Source organism: Sphingorhabdus sp., assembly GCF_023910635.1.
Taxonomy (GTDB): domain Bacteria; phylum Pseudomonadota; class Alphaproteobacteria; order Sphingomonadales; family Sphingomonadaceae; genus Sphingorhabdus_B.
The window spans coordinates 1-24528 of sequence record NZ_JAAVVZ010000017.1 but is presented as its reverse complement, the minus strand read 5'-3'; the positions used below and the strand labels follow the sequence as shown (position 1 = coordinate 24528).

The 24528-nt window shown below is 55.4% G+C and carries 14 protein-coding genes; 9 read left to right on the top strand and 5 right to left on the bottom strand.

Features of this window, described 5'->3' with window-relative positions:
• Positions 1 to 4: 4 nt before the first annotated feature.
• Positions 5 to 1327 (top strand): sorbosone dehydrogenase family protein, encoded by a 1323-nt coding sequence (locus HEQ34_RS10430; RefSeq protein ID WP_296200159.1) that lies wholly within the window; start codon positions 5 to 7, stop codon positions 1325 to 1327.
• Positions 1328 to 1337: 10 nt separating this feature from the next.
• On the opposite strand, the gene HEQ34_RS10425 is transcribed toward HEQ34_RS10430, so the two are convergent.
• Positions 1338 to 2153: a DUF815 domain-containing protein gene (locus tag HEQ34_RS10425; RefSeq protein ID WP_296200157.1), complete on the bottom strand. Its 816-nt coding sequence runs from the start codon at positions 2151 to 2153 to the stop codon at positions 1338 to 1340.
• Positions 2150 to 3886, bottom strand: a complete 1737-nt coding sequence (locus tag HEQ34_RS10420) for an acyl-CoA dehydrogenase (protein ID WP_296200155.1) — start codon at positions 3884 to 3886, stop codon at positions 2150 to 2152. Before HEQ34_RS10420 ends, HEQ34_RS10425 begins: the two co-directional genes overlap by 4 nt.
• Positions 3887 to 3937: 51 nt before the next feature.
• Here HEQ34_RS10420 and HEQ34_RS10415 point away from each other — a divergent pair, with 51 nt between their 5' ends.
• The 8 genes from HEQ34_RS10415 to HEQ34_RS10380 all read left to right on the top strand — a co-directional run bounded on the left by HEQ34_RS10415 (position 3938) and on the right by HEQ34_RS10380 (position 14439).
• Complete coding sequence (locus HEQ34_RS10415; RefSeq protein ID WP_296200153.1) at positions 3938 to 4897, top strand: L-threonylcarbamoyladenylate synthase; 960 nt, start codon at positions 3938 to 3940, stop codon at positions 4895 to 4897.
• Entirely contained in the window at positions 4897 to 5877 is a 981-nt protein-coding gene (locus HEQ34_RS10410) for a M48 family metalloprotease (protein ID WP_296200151.1), read from the top strand. Before HEQ34_RS10415 ends, HEQ34_RS10410 begins: the two co-directional genes overlap by 1 nt.
• 83 nt (positions 5878 to 5960) lie before the next feature.
• Positions 5961 to 7016 (top strand): efflux RND transporter periplasmic adaptor subunit, encoded by a 1056-nt coding sequence (locus tag HEQ34_RS10405; RefSeq protein WP_296200149.1) that lies wholly within the window; start codon positions 5961 to 5963, stop codon positions 7014 to 7016.
• Positions 7017 to 7019: 3 nt separating this feature from the next.
• Positions 7020 to 10088 (top strand): efflux RND transporter permease subunit, encoded by a 3069-nt coding sequence (locus tag HEQ34_RS10400; RefSeq protein ID WP_296200147.1) that lies wholly within the window; start codon positions 7020 to 7022, stop codon positions 10086 to 10088.
• A gap of 3 nt (positions 10089 to 10091) precedes the next feature.
• Entirely contained in the window at positions 10092 to 10631 is a 540-nt protein-coding gene (msrA, locus tag HEQ34_RS10395) for a peptide-methionine (S)-S-oxide reductase MsrA (protein ID WP_296200145.1), read from the top strand.
• A gap of 296 nt (positions 10632 to 10927) precedes the next feature.
• Positions 10928 to 11797, top strand: a complete 870-nt coding sequence (gene galU, locus HEQ34_RS10390) for a UTP--glucose-1-phosphate uridylyltransferase GalU (protein ID WP_296200143.1) — start codon at positions 10928 to 10930, stop codon at positions 11795 to 11797.
• A 60-nt stretch (positions 11798 to 11857) separates the two neighbouring features.
• A complete protein-coding gene (locus HEQ34_RS10385; RefSeq protein ID WP_296200141.1) occupies positions 11858 to 12133 on the top strand; it encodes a hypothetical protein in 276 nt (91 codons plus the stop codon).
• 185 nt (positions 12134 to 12318) lie between these two features.
• Positions 12319 to 14439, top strand: coding sequence for a TonB-dependent receptor (locus tag HEQ34_RS10380; RefSeq protein WP_296200140.1), 2121 nt, complete (start codon positions 12319 to 12321; stop codon positions 14437 to 14439).
• A gap of 19 nt (positions 14440 to 14458) precedes the next feature.
• Here HEQ34_RS10380 and HEQ34_RS10375 read toward each other — a convergent pair.
• The 3 genes from HEQ34_RS10375 to rpoB form a co-directional block, all read right to left on the bottom strand.
• Positions 14459 to 15416, bottom strand: a protein-coding gene (locus HEQ34_RS10375) for an IS630 family transposase (RefSeq protein ID WP_296196447.1) whose coding sequence is annotated in 2 segments (ribosomal slippage) — positions 14459 to 15092 and positions 15091 to 15416 — 960 coding nt in all. Because the reading frame shifts where the segments join, the coding sequence is not laid out codon by codon here.
• A gap of 176 nt (positions 15417 to 15592) precedes the next feature.
• Complete coding sequence (rpoC, locus tag HEQ34_RS10370) at positions 15593 to 19873, bottom strand: DNA-directed RNA polymerase subunit beta' (RefSeq protein WP_296200138.1); 4281 nt, start codon at positions 19871 to 19873, stop codon at positions 15593 to 15595.
• Between the two features lie 135 nt (positions 19874 to 20008).
• Positions 20009 to 24166, bottom strand: a complete 4158-nt coding sequence (rpoB, locus tag HEQ34_RS10365; RefSeq protein WP_296200136.1) for a DNA-directed RNA polymerase subunit beta — start codon at positions 24164 to 24166, stop codon at positions 20009 to 20011.
• Between the last annotated feature and the right edge of the window lie 362 nt (positions 24167 to 24528).

Sequence of the window (24528 nt, the reverse complement as noted above, 5' to 3'; positions counted from 1 at the left end):
TAAAATGTGGAAGCATGTGCGCAACATCATTTTGATCGTTATTGTTCTGGCGCTTGTGGGCATTTGGTACATTACCCGGCCCGATGTTGCCAAACTTCCGCTGGATGCCGTTACCGGCACTTCGCCCGAAATTACTGCGCCGCGCCCACAGACTTTCCCGACCATAAAGGTGGCGGAGGTTGATCGCTGGCAAGCTGGCGAGGCACCGATTGCTGCGCCGGGCCTTATCGTCGAACGCTTTGCCGAAGGCCTCGACCATCCGCGCAACCTATATACGTTGCCCAATGGCGATATTTTGGTCGCCGAGACAAATTCGCCACCCCGCGAAGCTGGCGGCATTGAAGGCTTCGTGATGAAATGGCTGATGGGTAAGGCGGGTGCTGGTGTCCCCTCTGCCAACCGCATCATCTTGTTGCGGGACGCCGATGGTGATGGCAAGGCCGAATTGAAAACGCCGTTCCTGACGGGGTTGAATTCGCCATTTGGCATGGTCCTGATTGGTGAGAAGCTATATGTCGCCAACACCGATGGCTTGGTCGTTTTTCCTTATAAGCAAGGCGACACAAAAATTAATGTTAAGGGTAAGGAGCTGACAAAGTTCAACGCCCTTGCGCCGAACAACCATTGGACGCGCAACCTTGCGGCGTCCCCCGATGGCAAAAAAATCTACATCGCGGTGGGGTCAAATAGCAATATTGGCGAGAATGGCATCGAGACCGAAAATGGCCGTGCTATGGTGTTGGAATATGACATCGCGAAGGACAAGAAAATTCCGTTTGCGATTGGTATGCGTAACCCCGTTGGTCTTGATTGGGACAAATCGGGTCGTTTGTGGAGCGTGGTAAACGAACGCGACATGCTGGGCTCCGATATGGTGCCTGATTATCTGGCGCTCGTTGAATTTGGTGCCGATTATGGTTGGCCGCAACATTATTGGGGCGGATTTACCGATGCCCGCGTGTCGCCGCCAAAGCCGGCAAAGCGCGAATATGAACGCCGCCCGGATTATGCCCTTGGCGCGCATACAGCGCCGCTTGGGTTGGCTTTTGGCTATAATGGCAAGCTGGGTGCGGGCCTGACCGAAGGGGCATTTGTTGCCCGCCATGGTTCGTGGAACCGCAAGCCCGTATCGGGCTATGACGTGATCTTCGTTCCTTTTGCCAAGGGCGAACCCTCTGGCAAGCCAATCAATGTCCTCACAGGCTTTTTGGACAAGGATGGCAATGCGCAAGGCCGCCCAACGATGCTTGCGATGGCAAAGGATGGATCCTTGTTGGTCAGCGATGACGTTGGCAATATCATTTGGCGCGTGCGGGCGAAAAACTAGGATTCTGATCCTAAATCTTCCGCCCCGCGCGGCCTGCGAGCTCGACGGTGTAATGCCACGCGATCCGGCCTGAACGGCCGCCGCGTCCTTGGGCAAAACTCAGCGCGTCGGATTCGTCCCAGTCCAGATCAAAATAGCTGGCGTAGCTGCTGACCATCTGCAGATACGCGTCTTGGTCGGGATATTGAAAGCCCAGTTTCAGGCCAAAACGGTCGGCCAAGGCCAGGCTGTCGTCCATGGCATCGCGGGCGTTCATGGCGTCCGCTTGGTCGGTGCTGTCGCGCTCAACGATGTTTCGGCGGTTGGATGTGACGCACAGCCGGACATTGTTTGGACGCGCCTCAACGCCGCCCTCCAGCAATGACCGCAACAGCCGCGCATTTTGGTCATGCGGTTCGAACGAGATATCGTCGACGAACAACAGATAACGCCGACCCGACGCGCCAAGCTCTTCAAACAAGGCTGGCAGGCTCGTCAAATGACTTGACGACGCTTCGACCAAGGCGATGAAGAAGCCATCTTCCTGCAGTGCAGCCACCACCGATTTGACCAAGGCTGATTTGCCCATGCCGCGCGCGCCCCACAGCAGGACATCATGCGCCGCCGCGCCCGAGGCGTGTCGTCGGCAATTTTCGTACAGATCGGACTTTTGCCGGTTGACCCCGACGATTAGGTCAATCGGCAATGGCTTAAAACCCTGCACCGCCGCCAAGGTTGCTGCGTTCCAATGGTAAGCGGGCGACGACGACAGATCGGTCGGCGGCGCTGGCGGGGGCGACAGCCGTTCAAGCGCTTCGGCGATCCGTTTCAGCGTCTGCTCGTTCAAGCAGCCAGCTCCTCTGCATCAAGCGCGTAGAGCAACTCCGCCCCTGCCATCGCGGTCCCTTTATATGCCACAGCCTCTGGCACCATGACGTCCAGATAATAACGGCAGGCCGCAACCTTGCTGCGCAAAAATGCGCTGCTGCCGCCATTGGCGATGTCGGCTTGCGCGGCGCGATATTGCCTCAACATCAACCAACCCGATGTGACCACCGCCATCATATTGGTATAAGCGTAGCTGCCCGCCAAACGGTCATCGACTTCTGCGCCAAGCATATATTCGGTGACTTCAGCAGTTGCCGCAGCAAGCGCCGACAGGCCAACATGATCCGCCGCATCCGCCGAAATGGCCGAAAGATGGTTGCGGATAACATCGCCGCTTTGCATCGCGAGCTTGCGACCAACCAAGTCCGCTGCCTGAATGCCATTGGTGCCTTCGTAAATCGCCGCAATACGAATATCGCGGTAATATTGGGCTGCACCCGTTTCCTCTACAAAGCCCATGCCGCCATGCACTTGAATGCCAAGCGAGGCGATTTCGCTGCCCATGTCGGTGCCATAGGTTTTGGCCAGCGGCGTCAGCAGATCGACCATCTCCTGCGCGCCTGCTTCGCCAAGCGTGGCGCGATCAACATAGCCGGAGGCGAGATATAATAAGGCGCGGATTGCCTGTGTCCCCGCCTTCATCCGCATCAACATGCGGCGCACATCGGGATGTTCGACAATCGCCACCGATTCACGCGACGGTCCGCTCGCCTTGGCCGATTGCACGCGTTCGCGCGCGAACCAGATTGCCTTTTGCGTGGCGGCTTCGGCAACTTGCACACCTTGCAGGCCGATATTCAGGCGGGCGTTATTCATCATCGTGAACATCGCGCGCATACCGCCAAATTCTGGACCGATGAGTTCGCCGATGCAATCACCTTCTTCGCCAAAAGCGAGAACGCATGTGGGCGAGGCGTTAATACCCATCTTATGTTCGATCGATACGACCTTGATATCATTAGCGTTGCCGATGCTGCCGTCTGCATGGACTTGATATTTTGGGACCAGAAACAAGGAAATGCCTTTCGTCCCGGCGGGCCCATCGGGCGTGCGAGCAAGGACCAAATGGACGATATTCTCCGCCATGTCATGGTCGCCAAAGCTGATATAAATCTTCGTGCCTTTAATCTGGTAAGTACCATCACCGCGTGGGGTCGCGGTCGACTTCAGCGCGCCGACGTCTGACCCCGCCTGCGGTTCGGTCAGGTTCATCGTGCCAGAATATGCGCCCGTTGACAGCTTGGGCAGAAACAATATTTTCTGCCGGTCGGTGCCATGATGGTTGATCGCTTCAATCGCGCCTACCGACAGGATCGGGCACAATGCAAAGGCCATGTTGGCGCCGCCAAGCGAATCGAGCGCAACAGTCGCCAGCGAGAAAGGCAGACCCTGACCGCCAAACTCCGCAGGCGCGTTGATCGCGCCCCAGCCATTGGCGACATAAGATTTATACGCCGTAACAAAACCGTCGGGCATCACGACTTTGCCGTCGATTAACCGCGCGCCAACGGTGTCGCCAATGCGGTTCAGCGGGGCAAATTCACCTTCTGCAAAGGCACCAATGCCCTCGACTATGGCCTGCACCATATCGGGCGTCGCATCGGCAAAACGTGCATGCTGCGCCAATGCGTCGATGCCGACGATATGCTTGAGGACAAAATTTTGTTCTGCGACAGGTGCTGAAAACGCCATATTGAATAAATATTCCTGTTAAATCTGGTCTGCCTCCGCCTATAGCCGCTTATGATGTTTGGCTCAAATACCTTGGGGAATGGCTGGGTTGTGCCCGCTGACGACGCTGCGATTACCGCTGCGGCGCAGCTTCTTCGCGCCGGACAGATTGTAGCGATTCCCACGGAGACGGTTTATGGCCTTGCGGCAGACGCGCAAAATGCAGAGGCGGTTGCGCGCATCTATGCGGCAAAGGGGCGGCCGGATTTTAATCCGCTTATTGTGCATGTTCGTGATCGGAAAGCCGCAGAAAAGCTTGGTGTGTTTAACGCTACTGCGCAGGCACTGGCCGACGCCTTCTGGCCCGGGCCGTTGACGCTGGTTTTGCCGTTGCAACCCGGCGCTCCGGTTGCCCGCGCGGTAACCGCAGGGCTGCCGACAATCGCCATTCGGTGCCCCGCCCATCCCGTGATGCAGGCATTGCTCCTAAAAAGCGATTTAAGCCTCGCTGCGCCCTCTGCAAACCGGAGCGGGGCAATCAGCCCAACGCGGGCGGATCATGTCTTAAAAGGCCTTGGAGGGGCCGTACCGATGATACTAGACGGGGGGCCATGTTCGGCGGGGTTGGAATCAACGATCGTTGCCGTGCGCGATGATGGGTGGCAGGTGTTAAGACCGGGGCCGGTCAGCTCAATGGAAATTGAACAGATGCTCGGATTCCCGCCTTTGTCCATGCCCATAAGCGCGATTGAGGCGCCTGGCCAAATGGCCAGCCATTATGCGCCGTCAAAACCTGTCCGCTTGAACGTCACGGTCGCAGAAAAGGGTGATTATCTCATTGGTTTTGGCGCAATAACGGGCGACGAAAACTTGTCCTCAACTGGCGATCTGGCGCAGGCTGCGGCGCATTTGTTTGAGGCGCTGCACAATGCGGATGCGAGTTTGGCCAATACTATCGCGGTCGCGCCAATTCCGCATGAGGGTATAGGCATCGCAATGAACGATAGGCTCGCAAGAGCAGCCGTCAGGTAATGAAATTGCTGGCCGCCATCATGATTTTGGTGGCGCTGGTGCCCGCGCAGGCGCAGGCGCAGGCGCAGGTGGTATCGGTGTCCGCGCCGGACATCGCCAACTACCAAGCATTGGCCGAACAGGATTTGCGACTGGCGATGGTGGGCCATCGCTTGGCCCTAGCAAATGCGCCATTTTGCGAGCGCAAGAGCCGCAACCCCGGCTGGGTGCTGCACGATAAGGCGCAATATCCTGACCCCGCTATGGCGCAGGCCGCGTTCGGATTTCGCCTGCCGGTTGCCGTGTCTGCAGTCGTTTCGGGCGGCGCGGCGGAAGCGATGGGGATCAAGCCGGGTGATGCCATAATCGCTGTAAATGAAGTTGATTTTACCAGCCCAAATTTGGTGAAAGAAAAACGCGCCAGCGCGCGCTTGGAAAAACTTCAAAAAATGCTGGGGGAGGCGCTGGACACAATCGGCACTGCCGACGTCACGTTCATGACGGCAGATGGCGTCAGGAGGGTGAAACTTGCCCCGCTTGCTATCTGCGCATCCCGTTTTTGGGTGGATACCAAATCCAAACTGGACGCAGGCGCGGACGGGGTGTCAGTCCGCGTGACTGAAGGGTTGATGGCGTTTACCGCCGACGATGAGGCGCAGCTTGCGGCCGTCGTCGCACATGAAATGTCGCATAACCTGCTCGGACACCGCCAAAGGCTCGCCGCCACTGGCAACAGCAATAAGCAGATATTAGAGACCGAAATCGAGGCGGACAGGCTTTCGGTCTGGCTGATGGCGAATGCAGGCTATGATACCCAGGCTGCGTTGCATTTTATGGAACGATATGGCCGGAGAACCGACCTTGGGATATTTTCCGCCGGAACGCATTTAAGATGGAAGAATAGACAAAAGGTGATGCAGCGTGAAATTGCCTTGATACAGCAGACAGTTTCTGAAAATCGTCCTCTGCCGCCCCCATTGCTAGCGCCGGGCAAAATGTAAAATAAGTTGCATATCAAAACGCTATTTCATCCTGACGAATATTCAACTATCATGCGTATTAAAGCCGCGCAGGGGAGGACCGTTTGCCAGTATCTTCGAAATTTTTGACGGGCCTATTGCTGCTGATTTCCCTTTCTGGTTGCAGCGACAGTGCGGGCGAAAGCAAGCGCGCGCCCAAGACCGCCTTACCCGTCGAGATATTCACTTTAGGAAATCAGAGCGCAGATCGGGAGATCAACGCCGTTGGCACGGTGCGCTATCGCCGCGAAACACCTCTGGGTTTTACAACCGCGGGCAAGGTTGCTGTTGTGCGTTTCGAAGAAGGTGACGTTGTAAAGCGCGGCGCATTGTTGGCTGCGCTCGACACGACGAATGTTGGTGCGGACATGAGTGTTGCGACAGCCGAGCGTGATCGCGCCCGGGCAGAGTTTGACCGTGTTGGCGCGCTTTACGCCGATGGCTGGATAACCAAGGCGCGGTTTGAGGCCGCTGAAGCAACGTTAAAGGGCGCAGACGCGCGTGTGCGGCAGGCAGGTTTTGCGCGCAACACGGCGCAACTATACGCCCCTTCAAACGGCGTTGTGCTGATGCGCAATGTGCAGGCCGGGCAAGTCATCACCGCTGGAACGCCAGCGCTTATTTTGGGGGAGGCCGACGACGGCTTTGTCTTCCGCGTTCCAATCGTTGATCGTGACGCCTCGAAACTGCGCGTTGGCATGGCGGCAGATATATTGATTGAATCCGCAGGTGATTCACCGCTGACGGCGACGATATCGGAGATTGACGGTCGCGCAAACGCGGCCACGGGGGCGTTCTCCGTCCAATTTCGCCTGCCCAATCGGCCAACATTGCGGTCGGGGCAAATAGGGACAGCAACCATAAGGTTGCCAGCGTCGGACGATGGGACAATATTACAAATTCCGGCAAGCGCTTTGTTTGGCGTCCGCGCGGGCGAAGGCTTGGTTTATGTGGTGGATGTCAAGAACCGCGTTGAAACGCGCAATGTCATCATACAACGGATCGCTGATGATTTCGTTAATGTGTCGGGTGGGGTACAGCCAGGCGACAAGATCGTAACGTCCGGTTTGGAAAAACTGCGCAACGGGTCTGCCGTGCGTATCGTCAAGGGACTGCCATAGTCCATGCATATCGCGGAGTTCGCAATTCGTCGATGGCAGCTGACCCTTGTGCTGTTCACTTTGCTCTGCGCGTTGGGCTTTTCTGCATTTCAGCAGGTTCCCCGCGCGGTTGACCCGCATTTTTCGATGCCTGTCGTGTCAATTGTGGCATTGCAGCCTGGGGCCGATGCGGCAGAGATTGAGCAAACCATTACCAAGCCGATTGAGGAGCTGGTTCAGGGTTTGGAGGATGTCCAAAGTGTCGTATCTTCCAGCAGCGATGGCAATGCGGTTATTCGGGCGGAGTTCGATTGGGCGGGTAATCCGGACCAATATTTCAACGATACGGTGCGTGAAGTCACAGCGATCCGGAACCAATTACCTGCGGATCTTCAGGGCCTGCAATTCGAAAAAATCCGCACGACAAATGCGTCAATTCTCCAAATTGCGCTGCTGAGCGATAGTGCAAGCTGGTACCGGATGGAAAAATATGCCCGCGATGTCAGCGAGGCCTTGGGGCGGGATAAAGAGGTCCGTCAGGCAGAAATTTACGGCCTACCCCAACCGGAAATCAGCGTTGCGATTAATACCGGCAGGCTTGCCGAGCTGCGGTTGCCAGCAAGCGTTGTGGTCGATGCGATCCGCGTTGGCGGCGCGGATGTGCCCGCTGGCGCGGTCATCAGCGGTGCACGCAGATTCAATGTGGAGACGGGCGGCGCATTTCGTGACCTCGAAAAAATTCGCAATCTTCCGATCCGGTCGAACGACGGGTCGATAATCCGTGTCGGAGATGTCGCCGACGTGAAAATCAGCGCTGCGGAACAGCGCGTGAAAGTAAGCCATAATGGCAAGCGCGCCGTCTTCATTACCGCCAATCAAAAACAGGGTACCGATGCCACGAAGTTACGCAATCGGTTGGTCGAAGAACTTGCAAGACAACAGGCGTTGTTGCCGCCCGATATACAGGCCGTCATCCAGTTTGACCAAAGCAAGGATATTCGGAAACGCTTGAACGAGCTCGCCCGCGACTTTGCAATCGCCTTATTTCTTGTGCTGATCACTCTGTTGCCCTTGGGCTGGCGGGCGTCGGTCATCGTGATGATATCGATCCCGCTGTCGATTGCATCGGGTCTGCTGGCGATATCGGCTTATGGCTTTAACCTTAGCCAATTGGTGGTTGCGGGTTTCATCCTGACATTGGGATTATTGGTCGATGATTCGATTGTCGTGGTCGAGAATATCTCGCGACACTTGCGCATGGGGAAAAGCCGCAGCGAAGCGGCGATAGACGGCACCAAAGAAATTACGATGGCGGTTTTGGGGTCGACCGGCGTGTTGGTCTTTGCCTTTTTGCCCTTGTTCTTTTTGCCTGAAGGGGCGGGCAAGTTTATCCAGAGCTTCATCGGCACCATCGTGGCAACGATTACGGCATCGATGATTGTTTCGCTCACTATCGTGCCGTTTTTGGCGAGCCGAATCCTGAAAGGCGATGAGCCGGAGGCAGGTAGCCCGCTTCTGCAATGGCTGATGCGTAAAATTGACCGTTTTTACCACCCGATGCTCCATTGGGCGCTCGACCGGCCTCGCCGTTCCGTTTGGGGCGCATTAATTGGCACATGCGCGGCATTTTCGCTGGTGCCGATACTTGGGTTCAGCCTGTTTCCAAACGCCGATACATCTTATTTCCGCGTTACGGTGGAAGCGCAGCAAGGCGCGAGTGTCGCCGAAACGGGCCGCATTGTCGCCCAGGTATCCGCCGTTCTGAAAACCGAACCCGCCATTAAAGTCCGCGCAGAAAATGTCGGCGCCTATAATCCGCCGGTTTTCTACAATGTGTTTCAACGCGGAGAGAATCCGACCCATGGAGAAGTTCTCGCCATTATGGATAATTGGCAGGGGGCAAAATCGCGGGCGATGGTGGACAGGTTGCGCCAGAAATTGGACCAGATATCAGGTGCGCGGATCAAGCTGATGTTGTTTCAGAACGGCGCCCCCATCAACGCCCCTGTCGAATTCCGCGTCTATGGTCCTGATCAGGAAGAACTAAAACGTCTCGCGGGGCAAATGGAGCAAGTCTTGCGCGAAACCCCCGGCACGAGAGACATTAACAACCCGGTTGCGTTTGATAAGGTCGATTTGGACATACGCGTTGACGATGCCAAAGCGGCGTTGCTTGATGTGCCTGCGGGTGCCGCGCGGAGGGCGATACGGCTTGCGCTTAGTGGCGAACGAGCTGGCACCTATCGCGACACCGAAGGGGACAGCTACCCCGTTGTTGTTCGCTTGCCATTGGCAGAGACGCAGCCGGTTTCGGCGTTGGAATCGATCTATGTTTCGAACCGAAGCGGACAGGCCGTTCAATTGGCGGAGATTTCAAACCCGACACTGGAATCAACGCCTGCCGCCATTTATCGTTATAATCTGCAGCGTTATGTTGGCGTCACGGCCCAGATCACCGACGGTGTCGTCGTGTCCAAGGTGAATGTCGATGCGAAAAAGCAGATGGACCAGATTCCGCTCAAGCCCGGCTACGCCATCGCGGTGGGGGGTGAGGCGGAAAAAATCAATGATACCTTTGCAGGCTTCGGCCCGGTGGTGGTGGTGGCCTTGTTCAGCATATTCGCCATATTGGTGGCCGAATTTGGCAGGTTTAAGGAAGCTTTGGTCGTCGCCGGCGTCATTCCCTTGGGCACGTTTGGCGGCCTAATCGCATTGCTGATCACCGGTAACAACCTGTCCTTTCTTGCGATCATCGGATTTATCGCTTTGGTCGGGATCGAGATTAAAAACTCCATATTGCTAGTCGACTTCACCACGCAGTTGCGGCAGCGCGGCCTTGGCTTGCGCGAAGCGATTGAAAAGGCCGGTGAAGTGCGATTCTTGCCGGTCCTGCTCACGTCAGTGACCGCGATAGGTGGCCTGATGCCGCTCGCCTTGTTTGGTGGCAGCCTGTATTCACCGTTGGCAATCGTGTTAATCGGGGGGTTGATTTCTTCTACTTTGCTATCACGTATTGTCACGCCAGCCATGTACCTTCTGGTGGTGCGCGGGGACGCGGCAAAGGCTGCAAACTCCGCCCAAGTTCAAGGATAGATTATGCCGCAAGAAGAAGCCATTTTTGCCGGAGGTTGTTTCTGGTGCACCGAAGCCGTTTTTGGACAACTGAATGGCGTTAGCGGTGTCGTAAGCGGATATATTGGCGGCCACACGGTCGATCCGACTTACAAAGACGTGTGTGGCGGAAATACGGGCCATGCAGAGGCAATCCGCATCGCATTCGATGCCGATGTCATAAGCTATGCCGATTTGCTCGAAATATTCTTTGCAACACATGATCCGACGCAGCTTAATCGGCAGGGCAATGACATCGGTACCCAATATCGTTCGGCCATTTTTCCATTGTCCGACGAACAGCGTGCAGAGGCCGAAGCGGGTATACAAAAGGCCGCAGGCGATTGGCCCACACCCATTGTGACGACAATTGAGGGCCCTGCCATTTGGTATCCTGCCGAAGATTATCACCAAGAATATTGGGACGGCGAAGGACAGCGCAACCCATATTGCCTCGCAGTCATTCCGCCAAAATTGGCAAAGTTGAAAAAAGGATTTGCCGCACGGATTGCTAAGTCTGCTTAGGGTCAGGACCACTTAAATCCACCTTCGCGGCGTCAAAATGGCAAAGATATCGAAGGAAAATGTCCGCCGCAGGCAGTCATTCTGCCTGCAAGGGCATTTTGCTTTGAGAACAAAGCCATTTTGACGTCCTTCGGATTTGACCCATACTGTCCATTGCCGCGTTGGCAAGCTTGGACTTAGAACCACTAAGCCCTGCGCTTGCCGCCTTGCACTGAACAGTATGGCCTCAAACCGCGAAGGTGGATTTAAGTGGTCCTGACCCTAGACTTTGTTGTTTCAGGCGTTAAGCGGAGTTTATGACACATAAACCTGTTCGAAAGGCTGTTTTTCCTGTTGCTGGATTGGGAACGCGTTTCCTGCCCGCGACGAAAGCCATCCCTAAAGAAATGCTTCCGATTGTTGACAGCCCGCTCATTCAATATGCGGTGGATGAAGCGCGCGAGGCCGGCATAGAGCAGATGATTTTTGTCACGGGTCGCGGCAAAAGCGTGATTGAGGATCATTTCGACATCGCGTTTGAGCTTGAACATACCATGACAGCACGCGGTAAAGACGTGTCGGTTTTGGCAAACACGCGGCTTAGTCCCGGCAATTGCGTATATGTTCGGCAGCAAGAGCCCTTGGGCCTTGGCCATGCGATATGGTGCGCGCGCGATATCATTGGCGATGAACCATTTGCCATCTTCCTACCCGATGAGTTTATGCACGGATCGCCGGGATGTATGAAGCAGATGGTCGATGCGTATCACCAGATTGGCGGGAACATTATCAGCGTGCTTGAAGTGCCGCGTAATGATGTTGCCAGCTATGGTGTGATTGCACCGGGCGTGGCGAATGGCGCGGTGACCGAAATATTGGGCTTAGTGGAAAAGCCAAAGGTTGAGGATGCGCCTTCGAACTTGATCGTGTCTGGGCGCTATATCCTTCAGCCGGAGGTCATGCGCATACTTGAAGGTCAGGAAAAAGGCGCAGGCGGTGAAATACAGCTTACGGACGCCATGGCACAGTTGATCGGCCGGCAACCCTTTAACGCCGTCACATTTAACGGCAACCGTTATGACTGCGGATCAAAAGTGGGATATATCGAAGCGAACTTAGCACTAGCGCTACAGCGACCAGATATGGCAGAGCAGATTAGAGCAATTGCATTGAATCTACTGAAGTAAATTATTTCCGGGAGAATGTTTGTGGGACGGAATAGGCGTTTGGTGTTGGCGATAGCGCCCATGATTTTGTTGCAAGGATGCGTTGCGTCCGTTGTCTCAAGCGTTGTTACAGCGCCGGTGAAGGTTTTGTCCAAAACCGCTGATGTCCTCACCACCAGCCAGTCGGAATCCGACGAAAAACGTGGGCGCGAAATGCGTAAGCGCGAAGAGAGTTTGGGTAAGCTGTCACGGCAGCTAAGCAAGGCCCAAGAACGCTGCGCCGATGGCGACAGAGATGCCTGCGAAAAAGCGCAAGACATTCGCGATCAAATTGAGGACGAGCGGGACGGTCGGTAACGACACTTACTGTCTACCAAATGGCTACGAACATCGACAAACGACTGAAGCGCAACCCTTTTTGCTGTTTGTCGACGCAATAGTCCGTTTGTCGAAGGCGGCTGGCGGATGATCATCCCGCACTGCTAGCCCATGATGACACCATAATTGATGAAGTTATTGTGGGTCTTGCGGGAGTTTTTTTGATGTTTGGTTTGAAAATTCAGCGGGCGTTGCTGGCCACAGCAACGGCTATCTTGTCTGTGCCCGGCGTTGCCAATGCGAATGTCGATAACGATAACGCTAACGCCGATATGTCCGTGACGCCAACGGGTAGCCGGAAATTCGACTCTGATTTTTTTGCGGCTTATGCGCCAGTGACCGCGCTTGATATGGTGCGGCGCATTCCCGGCTTTTCAATCGATCAAGGTGAGGGTCGCCGGGGTTTCGGTGAAAATGCCGGCAATGTTCTGATTGACGGTGATCGTCCCGCAACCAAATCCGATGACATTTTTACGATCCTATCACGGATACCCGCGAGCCAAGTCGCCTTCATATCGCTTTCGGAGCAAGCGGGTGCAGACACCGAAACGCAGGGGCAAGGTCAAGTGGTCAATGTCGTCCGCAAGCGTTCCGCAAAGATCAACGGGACATATGAGGCCACCATATTGGCGGGAACGCGTTATGGGTTCCAGCCGTCAATCAATGCATCGGCGACAATGCGCCGCGGCGACACCAGCTATGAATTAAATTTTTCGTCTTCTTCGCAGCGCTTGCTGAGTTTTGGTCCTGAAGATTTTAAGACAGCTTCCGCCGCGCTTATCGAACGGCGCTTTTACAATGGTAAAGACGGAAATGATCAGGCTGCGCTCGGTGGCGCGATTAAAACCAGGCTTGGCGGTGCGAAGGTTAATCTTAATGGCCAATTGCGCTGGAGCGACGGTTTTGGAAGTCGCGAGGCGGAATATTTCAACAGTAATGGCGCAGATATAGGTGATGAGCTACTGCTCCGCAGCGGGCCAATCAGCGATCTGAGTTATGAATTGGGCGGCGACATCGAATTTTCCATCCTGCCCAAGACCAATACCAAGATTGTCATGCTGTATCGTTCAGCGCAGGAGAGCAACGACAGCAGCATCGAAACCGCCCGTATTGCACAGCCAGTGTCGCTGTTCGAAACACGAAGTCGAAACACCCCCACAGAAGCCGTTATACGCATGCAGAATGATTTGGGCGGCCTTGGCAGGCATGCCGTCCAATTCGGCGCTGAGATGGCTTATAATCGCTTGGCCGCACGCTTCAGTGCTGCGAACTCCGTAGCAGGCGCCGTCACAAACTTTCCGGCGTCAAATGTCTTGGTCGAAGAAACGCGGTTCGAACCTTTTGTCAGCGATATATGGACGCTTGGGCCAGCGTGGAAGATTGAAGCTGGCGCAATCGCCGAGTTTTCGAAGCTGACGCTGTCCGGTGACAGCACCGCAGAACGCAGCTTTACCTTTATCAAGCCACGCGCAATCGCCACTTGGACGATCAGTCCTCAGACGACGTTAGAACTGCGGGCGGAGCGGCAGGTGGCGCAATTGGACTTCAACGAATTTGCGACATCGGTGGACGTATCCGCCGGAAATCAGGTGGATGCAGGTAATGCCGATCTGGTGCCAGAGAAGACCACGACATTATCGGCGTTGATCCGGCATAAATTCTTGGATCGCGGCAGTGTCCAGTTTCGAGGCGATTATCAGCGTGTCAGCGATACACAGGATCTGGTTCCGATTACCGTTCGCGACGCTGGCGGCAATGTTACGGCCCAATTTGATGGCGCGGGCAATATTGGTAAAAGCACAAAGTGGAATGGCGAGTTGGAAATCACGCTGCCGCTGGATTGGCTGACCAAGCCTATCGGCTTTGCGGGTGTAGAGGTACGCTATCTTGGCCATTATCATGGCAGCCGCGTTACAGACCCTGTGACGGGCCTTAACCGACGCGTATCATACACCCCATTATGGCATCAGCAATGGGACATTCGTTATGATGTGGCCGATTTAGGCCTCGTCTATGGCGCATCGTTCGGCGTTCAGGACGCCAATTTTGCCTACTTCTTCAACGAAAGGCGCCGACAGCAACAGGGCACTTGGACAACGATCTTCATCGAATATAGCAAGTTTAAATTGGGAACGATCCGCTTTCAAGTGTCAGACGTGGCAGAATCCCGACGCGATCGCTTCATTTATGCAGGGACACGGGCATCGGGCAGCCTTGGGCAGATTGTGAGCCGTGAGCTTAGCTGGGACCCGTTGTTGCAACTGTCGTTGTCGGGTAAATTCTAGGCCTTAGAGCTTCGTGCATTTAATCTGCAACATAGCCGTCGTGCTTGAGATAGTTCCAGCATTCCTCTGGGGTGTAAAGGTCGCAGATTGATCCAACGGCCTTCCACAGGTCATCGATGGTGCGGGCCTTTGCTTTGCGCAGATGCGCCTTGAGTTTGGCGAACGCCATCTCGATTGGGTTCAGGTCTGGACTGTAGGGCGGCAGAAAGAGGAACCACGCCCCGCGCTCTTTGAGGATGGCTTTGGCCTTCTCGCTTTTGTGGCTCGATAGGTTGTCGAGGATGACCATGTCACCGCGCTGGAGCGTCGGCGCCAACTGGGTTTCCACATAGGTTTCAAAGATTTTTCGGTTCATGGGACGGTCAATGACCCACGGAGCGGTGAGGCCGTCATGGCGCAAGGCCGCGATGAAGGTCTGTGTTCCCCAGTGACCGAACGGGGCCTTCATCTTCAGCCGCTGTCCCCGGCGGGCACGCCCCCGCAGCCGTGTCATCTTGGTTGTGGTCCCGGTTTCGTCAATAAAGACCAGCCTTTCCGGGCGCCTCTTCATCCAAGGCTGACGGTGTGTCTGCCATACGCGCCGGGCACGAACAATGTCAGCGCGATCGGTTTCGCTCGCCAGCAGAGTTTTTTTTGACGGTAAATCCGTGCGCAAGCAGCAACCGGGACAGGGAAGCTGGATGCGCCTTCACCCCGTGCTCCTTAAACAACCGGTCCGCCAGCTCCGGCATCGTAACGTCGCCTTCGGCATCGACCCAGCTGATCAGAACATCCGCATGCGCCGACAGCGGCCCCCTGCCCGGCGGACGACCTTGCCTCTCCGGCGTGATCGATCCCGTCCGCGCCTTGCGTTGCGCCAACCGAACCGCAGTGGCAGCACTCACCCCAAATCGGCGAGCTGCTGCCCGGCATGAATGACCGCTCTCAATCTCTCCAACGATCCGAACCCGTAAATCCGACGAACTGCTTTTGCCCATGATCCACCTCCATGAGCAGTGAATCACAGTTCTCAATCAAAGGGAATCCCAAGAATTACATGATTCACATTTTCAGTGCGCCGCTCTAACGCTCAAATTTGGGAGGGCAAAGCGGACCAACAAAAAACCCGCCGGAATTACCTCCGGCGGGTTTTTGTTTGCCTTGAAAGCGACGTTTATTCTTCTTCGCTCGTGTCAACGACATCGTCGATCGCTGCGTCGGTGGTGGTCAGGTCATCTGAAATAACCTTTGCCAACACATCGTCACCGATCGCGGCTTCAGGACCCTGTGCCAGTTCGGCAGCATGCTCTTCAGCCGCTGTCTCTGGCGCAATCAGGCTTTCCTGCAGCTTCTTGTAGCTGGCACGAAGCGCAACATCGCGGCTCGTCGCTGCAATCCGCATCCGGTTCATGGCAGAGCCAGTACCCGCAGGGATGAGGCGACCAACAATGACGTTTTCCTTCAGGCCAGTCAGAATGTCCTTCTTACCTTCCACAGCGGCCTGCGTCAGGACGCGTGTGGTTTCTTGGAAGGATGCTGCCGAGATGAACGAACGTGTCTGCAACGAAGCCTTGGTGATGCCGAGCAATACGGGGTTACCCGTTGCTGGCGCCTGACCCTTGGTCAGCTTTGCGTTGATCGCGTCCATTTCTTCGCGGTCGACCTGTTCGCCCGGAAGCAAAGTCGTGTCGCCACCGAAGGTGATTTCAACCTTTTGCAGCATCTGACGGACAATCGTTTCGATGTGCTTATCGTTGATCTTCACGCCCTGTAGACGATACACTTCCTGAATTTCGGCAACCAGATATTCCGCCAGCGCTTCAATACCCATGACTTCAAGAATGTCATGCGGGTTCGGCGAACCCGCAATCAGGTTGTCGCCCTTACGAACGAAATCGCCTTCCTGAACGTCGAGCACCTTGGACTTCTGGATCAGATATTCAATACGATCGCCTTCTTCCGGAACGATCGCGATCTTGCGCTTTGCCTTGTAATCCCGGACGAACTCAACGCGGCCCGAGATTTTGGCGATGATCGCATTGTCCTTTGGAATACGCGCTTCGAACAATTCGGCAACGCGTGGCAGACCACCGGTAATGTCGCGGGTCTTGGCAGATTCGCGAGTCACACGGGCGATAACATCGCCTGCCTGCACCATGGCACCATCTTCCACGGAAAGCATTGTGCCAACGCCAATCAAATAACGCGCAGCTTCGCCGCTATCGTCATCCAACAAGGTAATGCGCGGACGCAGGTCTTCCTTTTTGGTGCGGCTTCCGGCACGATCTTCGATAACGACGCGCTGGGCAATACCCGTTGCTTCGTCGGTCTGTTCGGTCAGCGTCTTGCCGTCGATCAAGTCCTGGTATTTCACAATACCTGATTTTTCGGTGATGATCGGCATGGTGAATGGATCCCATTCGGCCAAACGGTCACCCACATTGACGTCGGCGCCATCCGGGAATGCCAAAGTCGCACCATAAGGCAGACGGTGGATTTCCATTTCACGGCCATCCTTGTCAACGATGATCAATTCACCGTTACGTGCCATCGCCAAACGCTTCTTCCGCTTGTCGACGATGCTAGGCAGGTCGCGATACATGACCTTACCCGATGCCGTGGCATCAAGGTTGGACTGCTCGTTCAACTGCGCTGCACCACCAATGTGGAACGTACGCATGGTCAACTGTGTACCAGGCTCACCAATGGACTGGGCGGCGATAACGCCGACAGCTTCACCGATGTTCACAGGCGTACCGCGTGCAAGGTCACGGCCATAGCAGGTGCCGCAAACACCGACCTTGGATTCGCACACCAATGGCGAGCGGATCTTCAGCGCCTGAATACCGGTTTCTTCCATCGCGACAACCATTGGTTCATCGAGCAAGGTTCCCGATGGGATCAACACCTTGCCATCCAGGCCCATAATGTCTTCCGCCGTGGTGCGGCCAAGGACACGTTCACCCAGCGAGGCGATAGTAGAACCACCCTGAACGATCGAACGCATTTCCAAGGCACGCTCGGTTCCGCAATCGACTTCAACGATGGTGCAATCTTGCGATACGTCGACCAGACGGCGTGTCAGATATCCTGAGTTCGCCGTTTTCAATGCCGTATCGGCCAGACCCTTACGGGCACCGTGGGTCGAGTTGAAATACTCGAGAACGGTCAGACCTTCCTTAAAGTTCGAGATGATCGGCGTTTCGATGATCTCGCCCGAAGGCTTGGCCATTAGCCCGCGCATACCAGCAAGCTGCTTCATCTGCGCTGGCGAACCACGCGCACCGGAGTGGCTCATCATATAGACCGAGTTGACCGGCAATTCGCGGCCATGCTCGTCCAGTGGTGAAGCCTTCAGCTTGTCCATCATGGCATTAGCGACCTTGTCACCGCATGTGGACCAGGCGTCGATCACCTTGTTATACTTTTCCTGCTGCGTGATCAGGCCGTCTTGATATTGCTGCTCAAAATCGGCAACAATCGCCTTGGTTTCGGCAACCATTTCGGTCTTTTCTTCCGGAATGATCATGTCATCCTTACCGAACGAAATACCGGCCTTGAACGCATATTTGAAGCCAAGCGACATGATGGCGTCGGCGAACAATACCGTGTCTTTCTGACCGGTGTGGCGATAGACCTGATCGATAACGTCGCCGATTTCCTTCTTGGTGAGAAGGCGGTTGACGGTTTCGAAGGGCACGCGGTGGCTCTTGGGCAGCGTTTCCGCCAGCAACATACGGCCAGGCGTGGTGTCAAAGCGCACCATGCGCTCTACGCCGTCTTCGCCCGTCTGTGGCACGCGGGCGATGATCTTGGAGTGGAGCGTGACCGCACCCACTTCAAGCGCCTGATGCACTTCGGCCATATCGGACAGCATCATACCTTCGCCTGGCTCGCCGCGGCGATCCATCGAAAGATAATATAGACCCAAGACCATGTCCTGCGAAGGAACGATGATTGGCTTACCATTGGCTGGCGACAGGATGTTGTTTGTGGACATCATCAATACGCGCGCTTCCAATTGCGCCTCAAGGCTCAACGGAACGTGGACGGCCATCTGGTCCCCATCAAAGTCGGCGTTGAATGCCGAACAGACCAATGGGTGAAGCTGGATAGCCTTGCCTTCAATCAGGACAGGCTCGAACGCCTGAATGCCCAAACGGTGCAGTGTTGGCGCACGGTTCAGCAAGACGGGATGTTCGCGGATAACCTCATCGAGGATGTCCCAAACTTCCTTGCGCTCCTTTTCGACCCACTTCTTGGCTTGCTTCAGGGTCATCGAAAGACCCTTGGCATCCAGACGCGAGTAAATGAACGGCTTGAACAGTTCGAGCGCCATCTTCTTTGGCAGGCCGCACTGATGCAATTTCAATTCTGGACCAGTCACAATAACCGAACGACCCGAATAATCGACGCGCTTGCCCAAAAGGTTCTGGCGGAAACGGCCCTGCTTGCCCTTGAGCATGTCGGATAGCGACTTCAACGGACGCTTGTTAGCGCCCGTGATCGTGCGACCGCGACGGCCATTGTCGAACAATGCGTCCACAGCTTCCTGCAACATACGCTTTTCGTTGCGGACGATGATGTCCGGCGCGCGCAATTCGATCAGGCGCTTCAAACGGTTGTTACGGTTGATGACGCGGCGATAGAGATCGTTGAGGTCAGAGGTCGCAAAGCGGCCACCATCGAGCGGCACCAGCGGGCGCAATTCTGGCGGGATTACGGGAATGACGTCGAGGATCATCCACTCTGGCTTGTTGCCGGAATCGATGAAGCTTTCGACGACCTTCAAACGCTTGATGATCTTCTTTGGCTTGAGTTCGGACTTGGTAACGGCCAACTCGTCGAGCAGGTCGGTGCGCTCTTGTTCAAGGTCGAGGTCCATCAACATGGTCTTGACGGCTTCGGCACCAATGCTGGCGGTGAAAGCGTCTTCGCCATATTCGTCCTGCGCGTCGAGCAATTCGTCTTCGCTCAACAACTGGAACTTCTCCAGCGCGGTCAGGCCAGGCTCGGTCACGATATAGTTTTCGAAATACAACACGCGCTCAAGCTGCTTCAACTGCATGTCGAGCAACAGGCCAATGCGCGAAGGCAGCGATTTCAAGAACCAGATATGCGCAACAGGCGCCGCAAGCTCGATATGGCCCATGCGCTCACGGCGCACCTTGGTGACCGTAACTTCAACGCCGCATTTCTCGCAGACGACGCCCTTATACTTCATACGCTTATACTTGCCGCACAAGCACTCATAATCCTTTACCGGACCAAAAATGCGCGCGCAGAACAAGCCGTCACGCTCTGGCTTGAACGTGCGATAGTTGATGGTTTCCGGCTTTTTAATTTCGCCAAAAGACCAGCTGCGGATTTTCTCCGGCGACGCGATCCCGATCTGGATCTGGTCAAAGGTTTCGACCTTGGCGATGGGATTGTTGAATTTGCTCAGTTCGTTCATTTTGTATTCCCTTTGTCTTTCCCCTCCCGCAGGCGGGAGGGGTTAGGGGTGGGTTTCTGTCATCTCGGGCAGCACGCGCACTTTACGTTCGCGCCTACCCCCAAACCCCTCCCGCTTGCGGGAGGGGAGCAAGTGTTATTCCGCTGCCTCGGCAAAGCCTTCGTCGCCTTCGACCAAGTCGTGCGCCTTCAGCTCTACATTGAGACCCAATGAGCGCATTTCCTTAACCAGAACGTTAAAGCTTTCGGGGATACCGGCTTCAAAGCTGTCGTCACCCTTGACGATGGCTTCATAAACCTTGGTACGGCCGATCACGTCATCTGATTTGACCGTCAGCATTTCCTGCAAGGTGTATGCAGCGCCATAAGCTTGCAGCGCCCAGCATTCCATTTCCCCGAAACGCTGACCACCGAACTGCGCCTTACCACCCAATGGCTGCTGCGTGACAAGGCTGTACGGTCCGATCGAACGGGCGTGGATCTTGTCATCAACAAGGTGATGCAGTTTCAACATGTAGATGATGCCGACTGTGACCTTGCGGTCGAACTTGTCGCCCGTGCGCCCATCGAACAGGTCGGATTGACCCGAACCATCAAGCCCAGCAAGCTGAAGCATGGTTGTTACGTCGGCTTCACGTGCACCGTCGAACACAGGCGTGCCCATGGGAACGCCGGTGGTCACATTGCTGGCAAGCTCAATAATGTCGGCATCGCTGCGGTTCTTGATCTCGTCCGCATATTCCGCGCCATAGGCTTTCGCCAGACGTTCACGCACCACTGCTGGCGGGGCTGCTGCTTCGGGGTTCGGGTTTGCATGGCGCCACTCTTCCAGAGCCTCACCAATTTGCATGCCCAGACCACGCGCGGCCCAACCAAGATGGGTTTCGAAAATCTGACCCACGTTCATACGTGATGGCACACCCAATGGGTTGAGCACGATGTCAACTGGCGTACCGTCGGCAAGGAACGGCATGTCTTCTTGCGGCAGTATCCGCGAGATAACACCCTTGTTCCCGTGGCGTCCGGCCATCTTGTCGCCGGGTTGCAGCTTACGCTTCACCGCGACGAAGACCTTGACCATCTTGAGCACGCCCGGCGCAAGCTCATCGCCCCGCTCCAGCTTCTCACGACGATCTTCGAACTTCTCGACGATCAACTTGACGGCATCGTCATACTGCACCTTGACCGCTTCAAGATCGCCTTGGATCTTGTCATCGGCAACGGCGATTTTCCACCATTCGTAACGCTCGACTTCACCAAGATTTTCCTCAGTGATTACGTCGCCCTTCTTGATGCCCTTTGGCGCTGCGGCTGCAGTTTGGCCGATGAGCATATCTTTCAGGCGGTTGTAGGTCGCACGGTTCAAAATCGAACGTTCGTCCTCACGGTCCTTTGCAAGACGCTCGATTTCTTCACGTTCAATCGCCATGGCGCGTTCGTCTTTGTCGATACCGTGACGGTTAAAGACGCGGACTTCAACGACCGTACCGGCAACACCCGGCGACAGACGCAGTGAGGTGTCGCGCACGTCGCTGGCTTTTTCGCCGAAGATGGCGCGCAGCAGTTTCTCTTCTGGCGTCATCGGGCTTTCGCCCTTTGGCGTGATCTTACCGACGAGAATGTCACCTGGGTGCACCTCTGCGCCAATATACACAATGCCGGCTTCATCGAGGCTGCGAAGCGCTTCTTCACCTACGTTTGGAATATCGCGGGTGATATCTTCTGGTCCAAGCTTGGTATCGCGGGCCATGACTTCGAATTCTTCGATATGGACCGATGTAAACACATCGTCCTTCACGATACGTTCCGAGATCAGAATCGAATCTTCGTAATTATACCCGTTCCAAGGCATAAACGCGACGAGGCTGTTCTTGCCCAATGCGAGTTCGCCCAGTTCAGTCGAAGGGCCGTCGGCGATGATGTCGCCGGCCTCAATCACGTCACCGACCTTTACCAATGGCTTTTGGTTGATGCAGGTGTTTTGGTTCGAACGCTGGAACTTTTGCAGCGTATAGATGTCGACGCCCGATTTGCCGGGTTCCACATCACCAGTGACACGCACAACAATACGCGTTGCATCGACTTGGTCGACGATGCCTGTGCGGCGGGCCCCAATGGCAGCGCCGGAGTCACGGGCAACGGTTTCTTCCATGCCTGTGCCGACAAACGGCGCTTCTGCGCGTAGCAGAGGCACGGCCTGACGTTGCATGTTTGACCCCATCAATGCGCGGTTGGCGTCATCATTTTCGAGGAATGGGATGAGCGATGCCGCAACCGAAACCAACTGCTTTGGCGATACGTCCATCAAGGTAATCTGGTCACGCGGTGCCATCAGGAATTCGCCTGCTTCACGCGACGAAATCAGGTCTTCGGCAAAGCTGCCATCGGCGTTCAATTCGGCGTTCGCCTGCGCGATGGTGTTTTTTTGCTCTTCCATGGCGGAGAGATAGACCACATCGTCGGTGACTTTATTGTCGATGACCTTGCGATAAGGCGTTTCGATAAAGCCATATTTGTTGACGCGGCTAAAGCTGGCGAGCGAGTTGATCAGGCCGATGTTCGGGCCTTCTGGCGTTTCAATCGGGCAGATACGGCCATAATGGGTTGGGTGAACGTCGCGGACTTCAAAGCCAGCACGCTCGCGCGTCAAACCACCTGGTCCAAGTGCCGAAACGCGGCGCTTATGGGTGACTTCCGAAAGCGGGTTGGTCTGATCCATAAACTGCGACAATTGTGATGAACCAAAGAATTCACGAACCGCAGCAACAGCAGGTTTTGCGTTGATCAGGTCGTTTGGCATCACGGTCGATACGTCAACCGAGCTCATCCGCTCCTTCACCGCGCGCTCCATGCGCAGCAAGCCAACGCGATACTGGTTTTCCAGCAATTCGCCGACCGAACGGACACGACGGTTGCCAAGGTTATCGATATCGTCGATTTCGCCCTTACCGTCCTTCAGGTTCACCAGTTCCTTGACGACCGCAAGAATATCTTCGGTGCGCAAGGTCGTCAGCGTGTCTTCGACGTCCAAGTTCAAACGCATGTTCAACTTCACGCGGCCAACCGCGCTTAGGTCATAGCGGTCCGCATCGAAGAACAGGCCAGCAAACAAGGCTTCTGCGGTTTCGCGCGTTGGCGGTTCGCCAGGACGCATGACGCGGTAAATGGCGTCGAGGGCCATGTCGCGGTTCTCTGCCTTGTCCGCCTTCAACGTATTGCGCATCCAAGCGCCGGTGATGACATGGTCGATGTCGAGCAGCTCAAGGCTGTCGATCCCGGCCTTATCCAAGGCATCCAGATTTTCGGCGGTGATTTCATCGCCCGCTTCGACATAAATCCGGCCCGTCTTCTCGTCGATCAAATCGAACGCCGAATACCGGCCAAAGATTTCTTCGGTCGGGATCAGCAAGCTAGTCAGGCCATCCTTCACGGCCTTATTGGCCGCGCGTGGGGTAACCTTAGTGCCCGCAGGGAATACAACTTCGCCCGTCTTTGCATCGACAATGTCAAACATCGGTTTCGACGCGCGCCATTGTTCCGCATTGAACGGAATTTTCCATCCACCCTTGCCACGTTCAAATGTCACAAAGTCATAGAAATGGCCCAGGATTTCTTCGTCGTTCAAACCAAGCGAATACAGCAAGGTCGTGACCGGCAATTTGCGCTTACGGTCGATACGGACGTTGACAATATCCTTGGCATCAAATTCAAAGTCCAGCCACGAACCACGGTAAGGAATGACGCGCGCTGCAAACAGATATTTGCCGCTGCTGTGCGTTTTGCCACGGTCATGGTCGAACAAGACGCCCGGCGAACGGTGCATTTGGCTGACAATAACGCGCTCTGTACCGTTGATGAAGAAGGTGCCGTTATGCGTCATGAGCGGCATGTCGCCCATATACACGTCTTGTTCTTTAATATCGAGGACCGAGCGCGCTTCGGTGTCGGGGTCAACCTCAAACACGATCAGGCGCAACGTCACCTTCATCTGCGCCGCATAGGTAATCCCGCGCTGACGGCATTCTTCGACATCAAATTTCGGATCTTCGAGTTCATAATGGACGAAGTCGAGTTCCGATGTGCCGGCAAAATCCTTAACCGGAAATACGCTGCGCAGCGTCTTTTCAAGGCCGGAGACATAACCAATTGACGGGTCAGAACGCAGGAACTGTTCATAGCTCTCGCGCTGAACCTCAATGAGGTTGGGCATGTCGATAACTTCATGGATGTTACCGAAGATTTTGCGGATACGCTTTTGACGCGACAGGGTCGCAGGAGCGGGACGGGATGCCATAAGGTGCTTTGCCTCAGTTAGAAATGTCAGTCGCGGCGTGCCATTCCACAGACAAGAAAAGGCCGCATAGCAATGCCCCGAAGAATCGGGTCCTGCCGTGCAGCCGTTTCGCGTATGTGAAAACCCATATCCATCAATACGTTAGCCAAGTTGCGCGACGACAAGGCCATTCCCGATGGGTTGGATGTTGATGGCGGTATAGGCGGGCAGGGGGCGGGGGTCAAGGGCGAGCTGCGCCAGAAAACACCACGTCTTATCCGCGAAAAGTCACACTATGGTCTCACCTAAATCAATGTGCCGAGACGTGCAGACGGCTGTTGTCGACGCCCCGTTCAGCCAGAGGGGCAGTTGGCGATGTCGTC

Excerpts from the sequence above, each read along its gene's own strand:
- HEQ34_RS10400 (WP_296200147.1), top strand. The coding sequence starts at position 7,020 with ATGCATATCGCGGAGTTCGCAATTCGTCGATGGCAGCTGACCCTTGTG.
- HEQ34_RS10420 (WP_296200155.1), bottom strand. The coding sequence starts at position 3,886 with ATGGCGTTTTCAGCACCTGTCGCAGAACAAAATTTTGTCCTCAAGCAT.
- HEQ34_RS10410 (WP_296200151.1), top strand. The coding sequence starts at position 4,897 with ATGAAATTGCTGGCCGCCATCATGATTTTGGTGGCGCTGGTGCCCGCG.
- msrA (WP_296200145.1), top strand. The coding sequence starts at position 10,092 with ATGCCGCAAGAAGAAGCCATTTTTGCCGGAGGTTGTTTCTGGTGCACC.
- rpoC (WP_296200138.1), bottom strand. The coding sequence starts at position 19,873 with ATGAACGAACTGAGCAAATTCAACAATCCCATCGCCAAGGTCGAAACC.
- HEQ34_RS10415 (WP_296200153.1), top strand. The coding sequence starts at position 3,938 with ATGATGTTTGGCTCAAATACCTTGGGGAATGGCTGGGTTGTGCCCGCT.
- HEQ34_RS10380 (WP_296200140.1), top strand. The coding sequence starts at position 12,319 with ATGTTTGGTTTGAAAATTCAGCGGGCGTTGCTGGCCACAGCAACGGCT.
- galU (WP_296200143.1), top strand. The coding sequence starts at position 10,928 with ATGACACATAAACCTGTTCGAAAGGCTGTTTTTCCTGTTGCTGGATTG.
- HEQ34_RS10385 (WP_296200141.1), top strand. The coding sequence starts at position 11,858 with ATGATTTTGTTGCAAGGATGCGTTGCGTCCGTTGTCTCAAGCGTTGTT.
- HEQ34_RS10430 (WP_296200159.1), top strand. The coding sequence starts at position 5 with ATGTGGAAGCATGTGCGCAACATCATTTTGATCGTTATTGTTCTGGCG.
- rpoB (WP_296200136.1), bottom strand. The coding sequence starts at position 24,166 with ATGGCATCCCGTCCCGCTCCTGCGACCCTGTCGCGTCAAAAGCGTATC.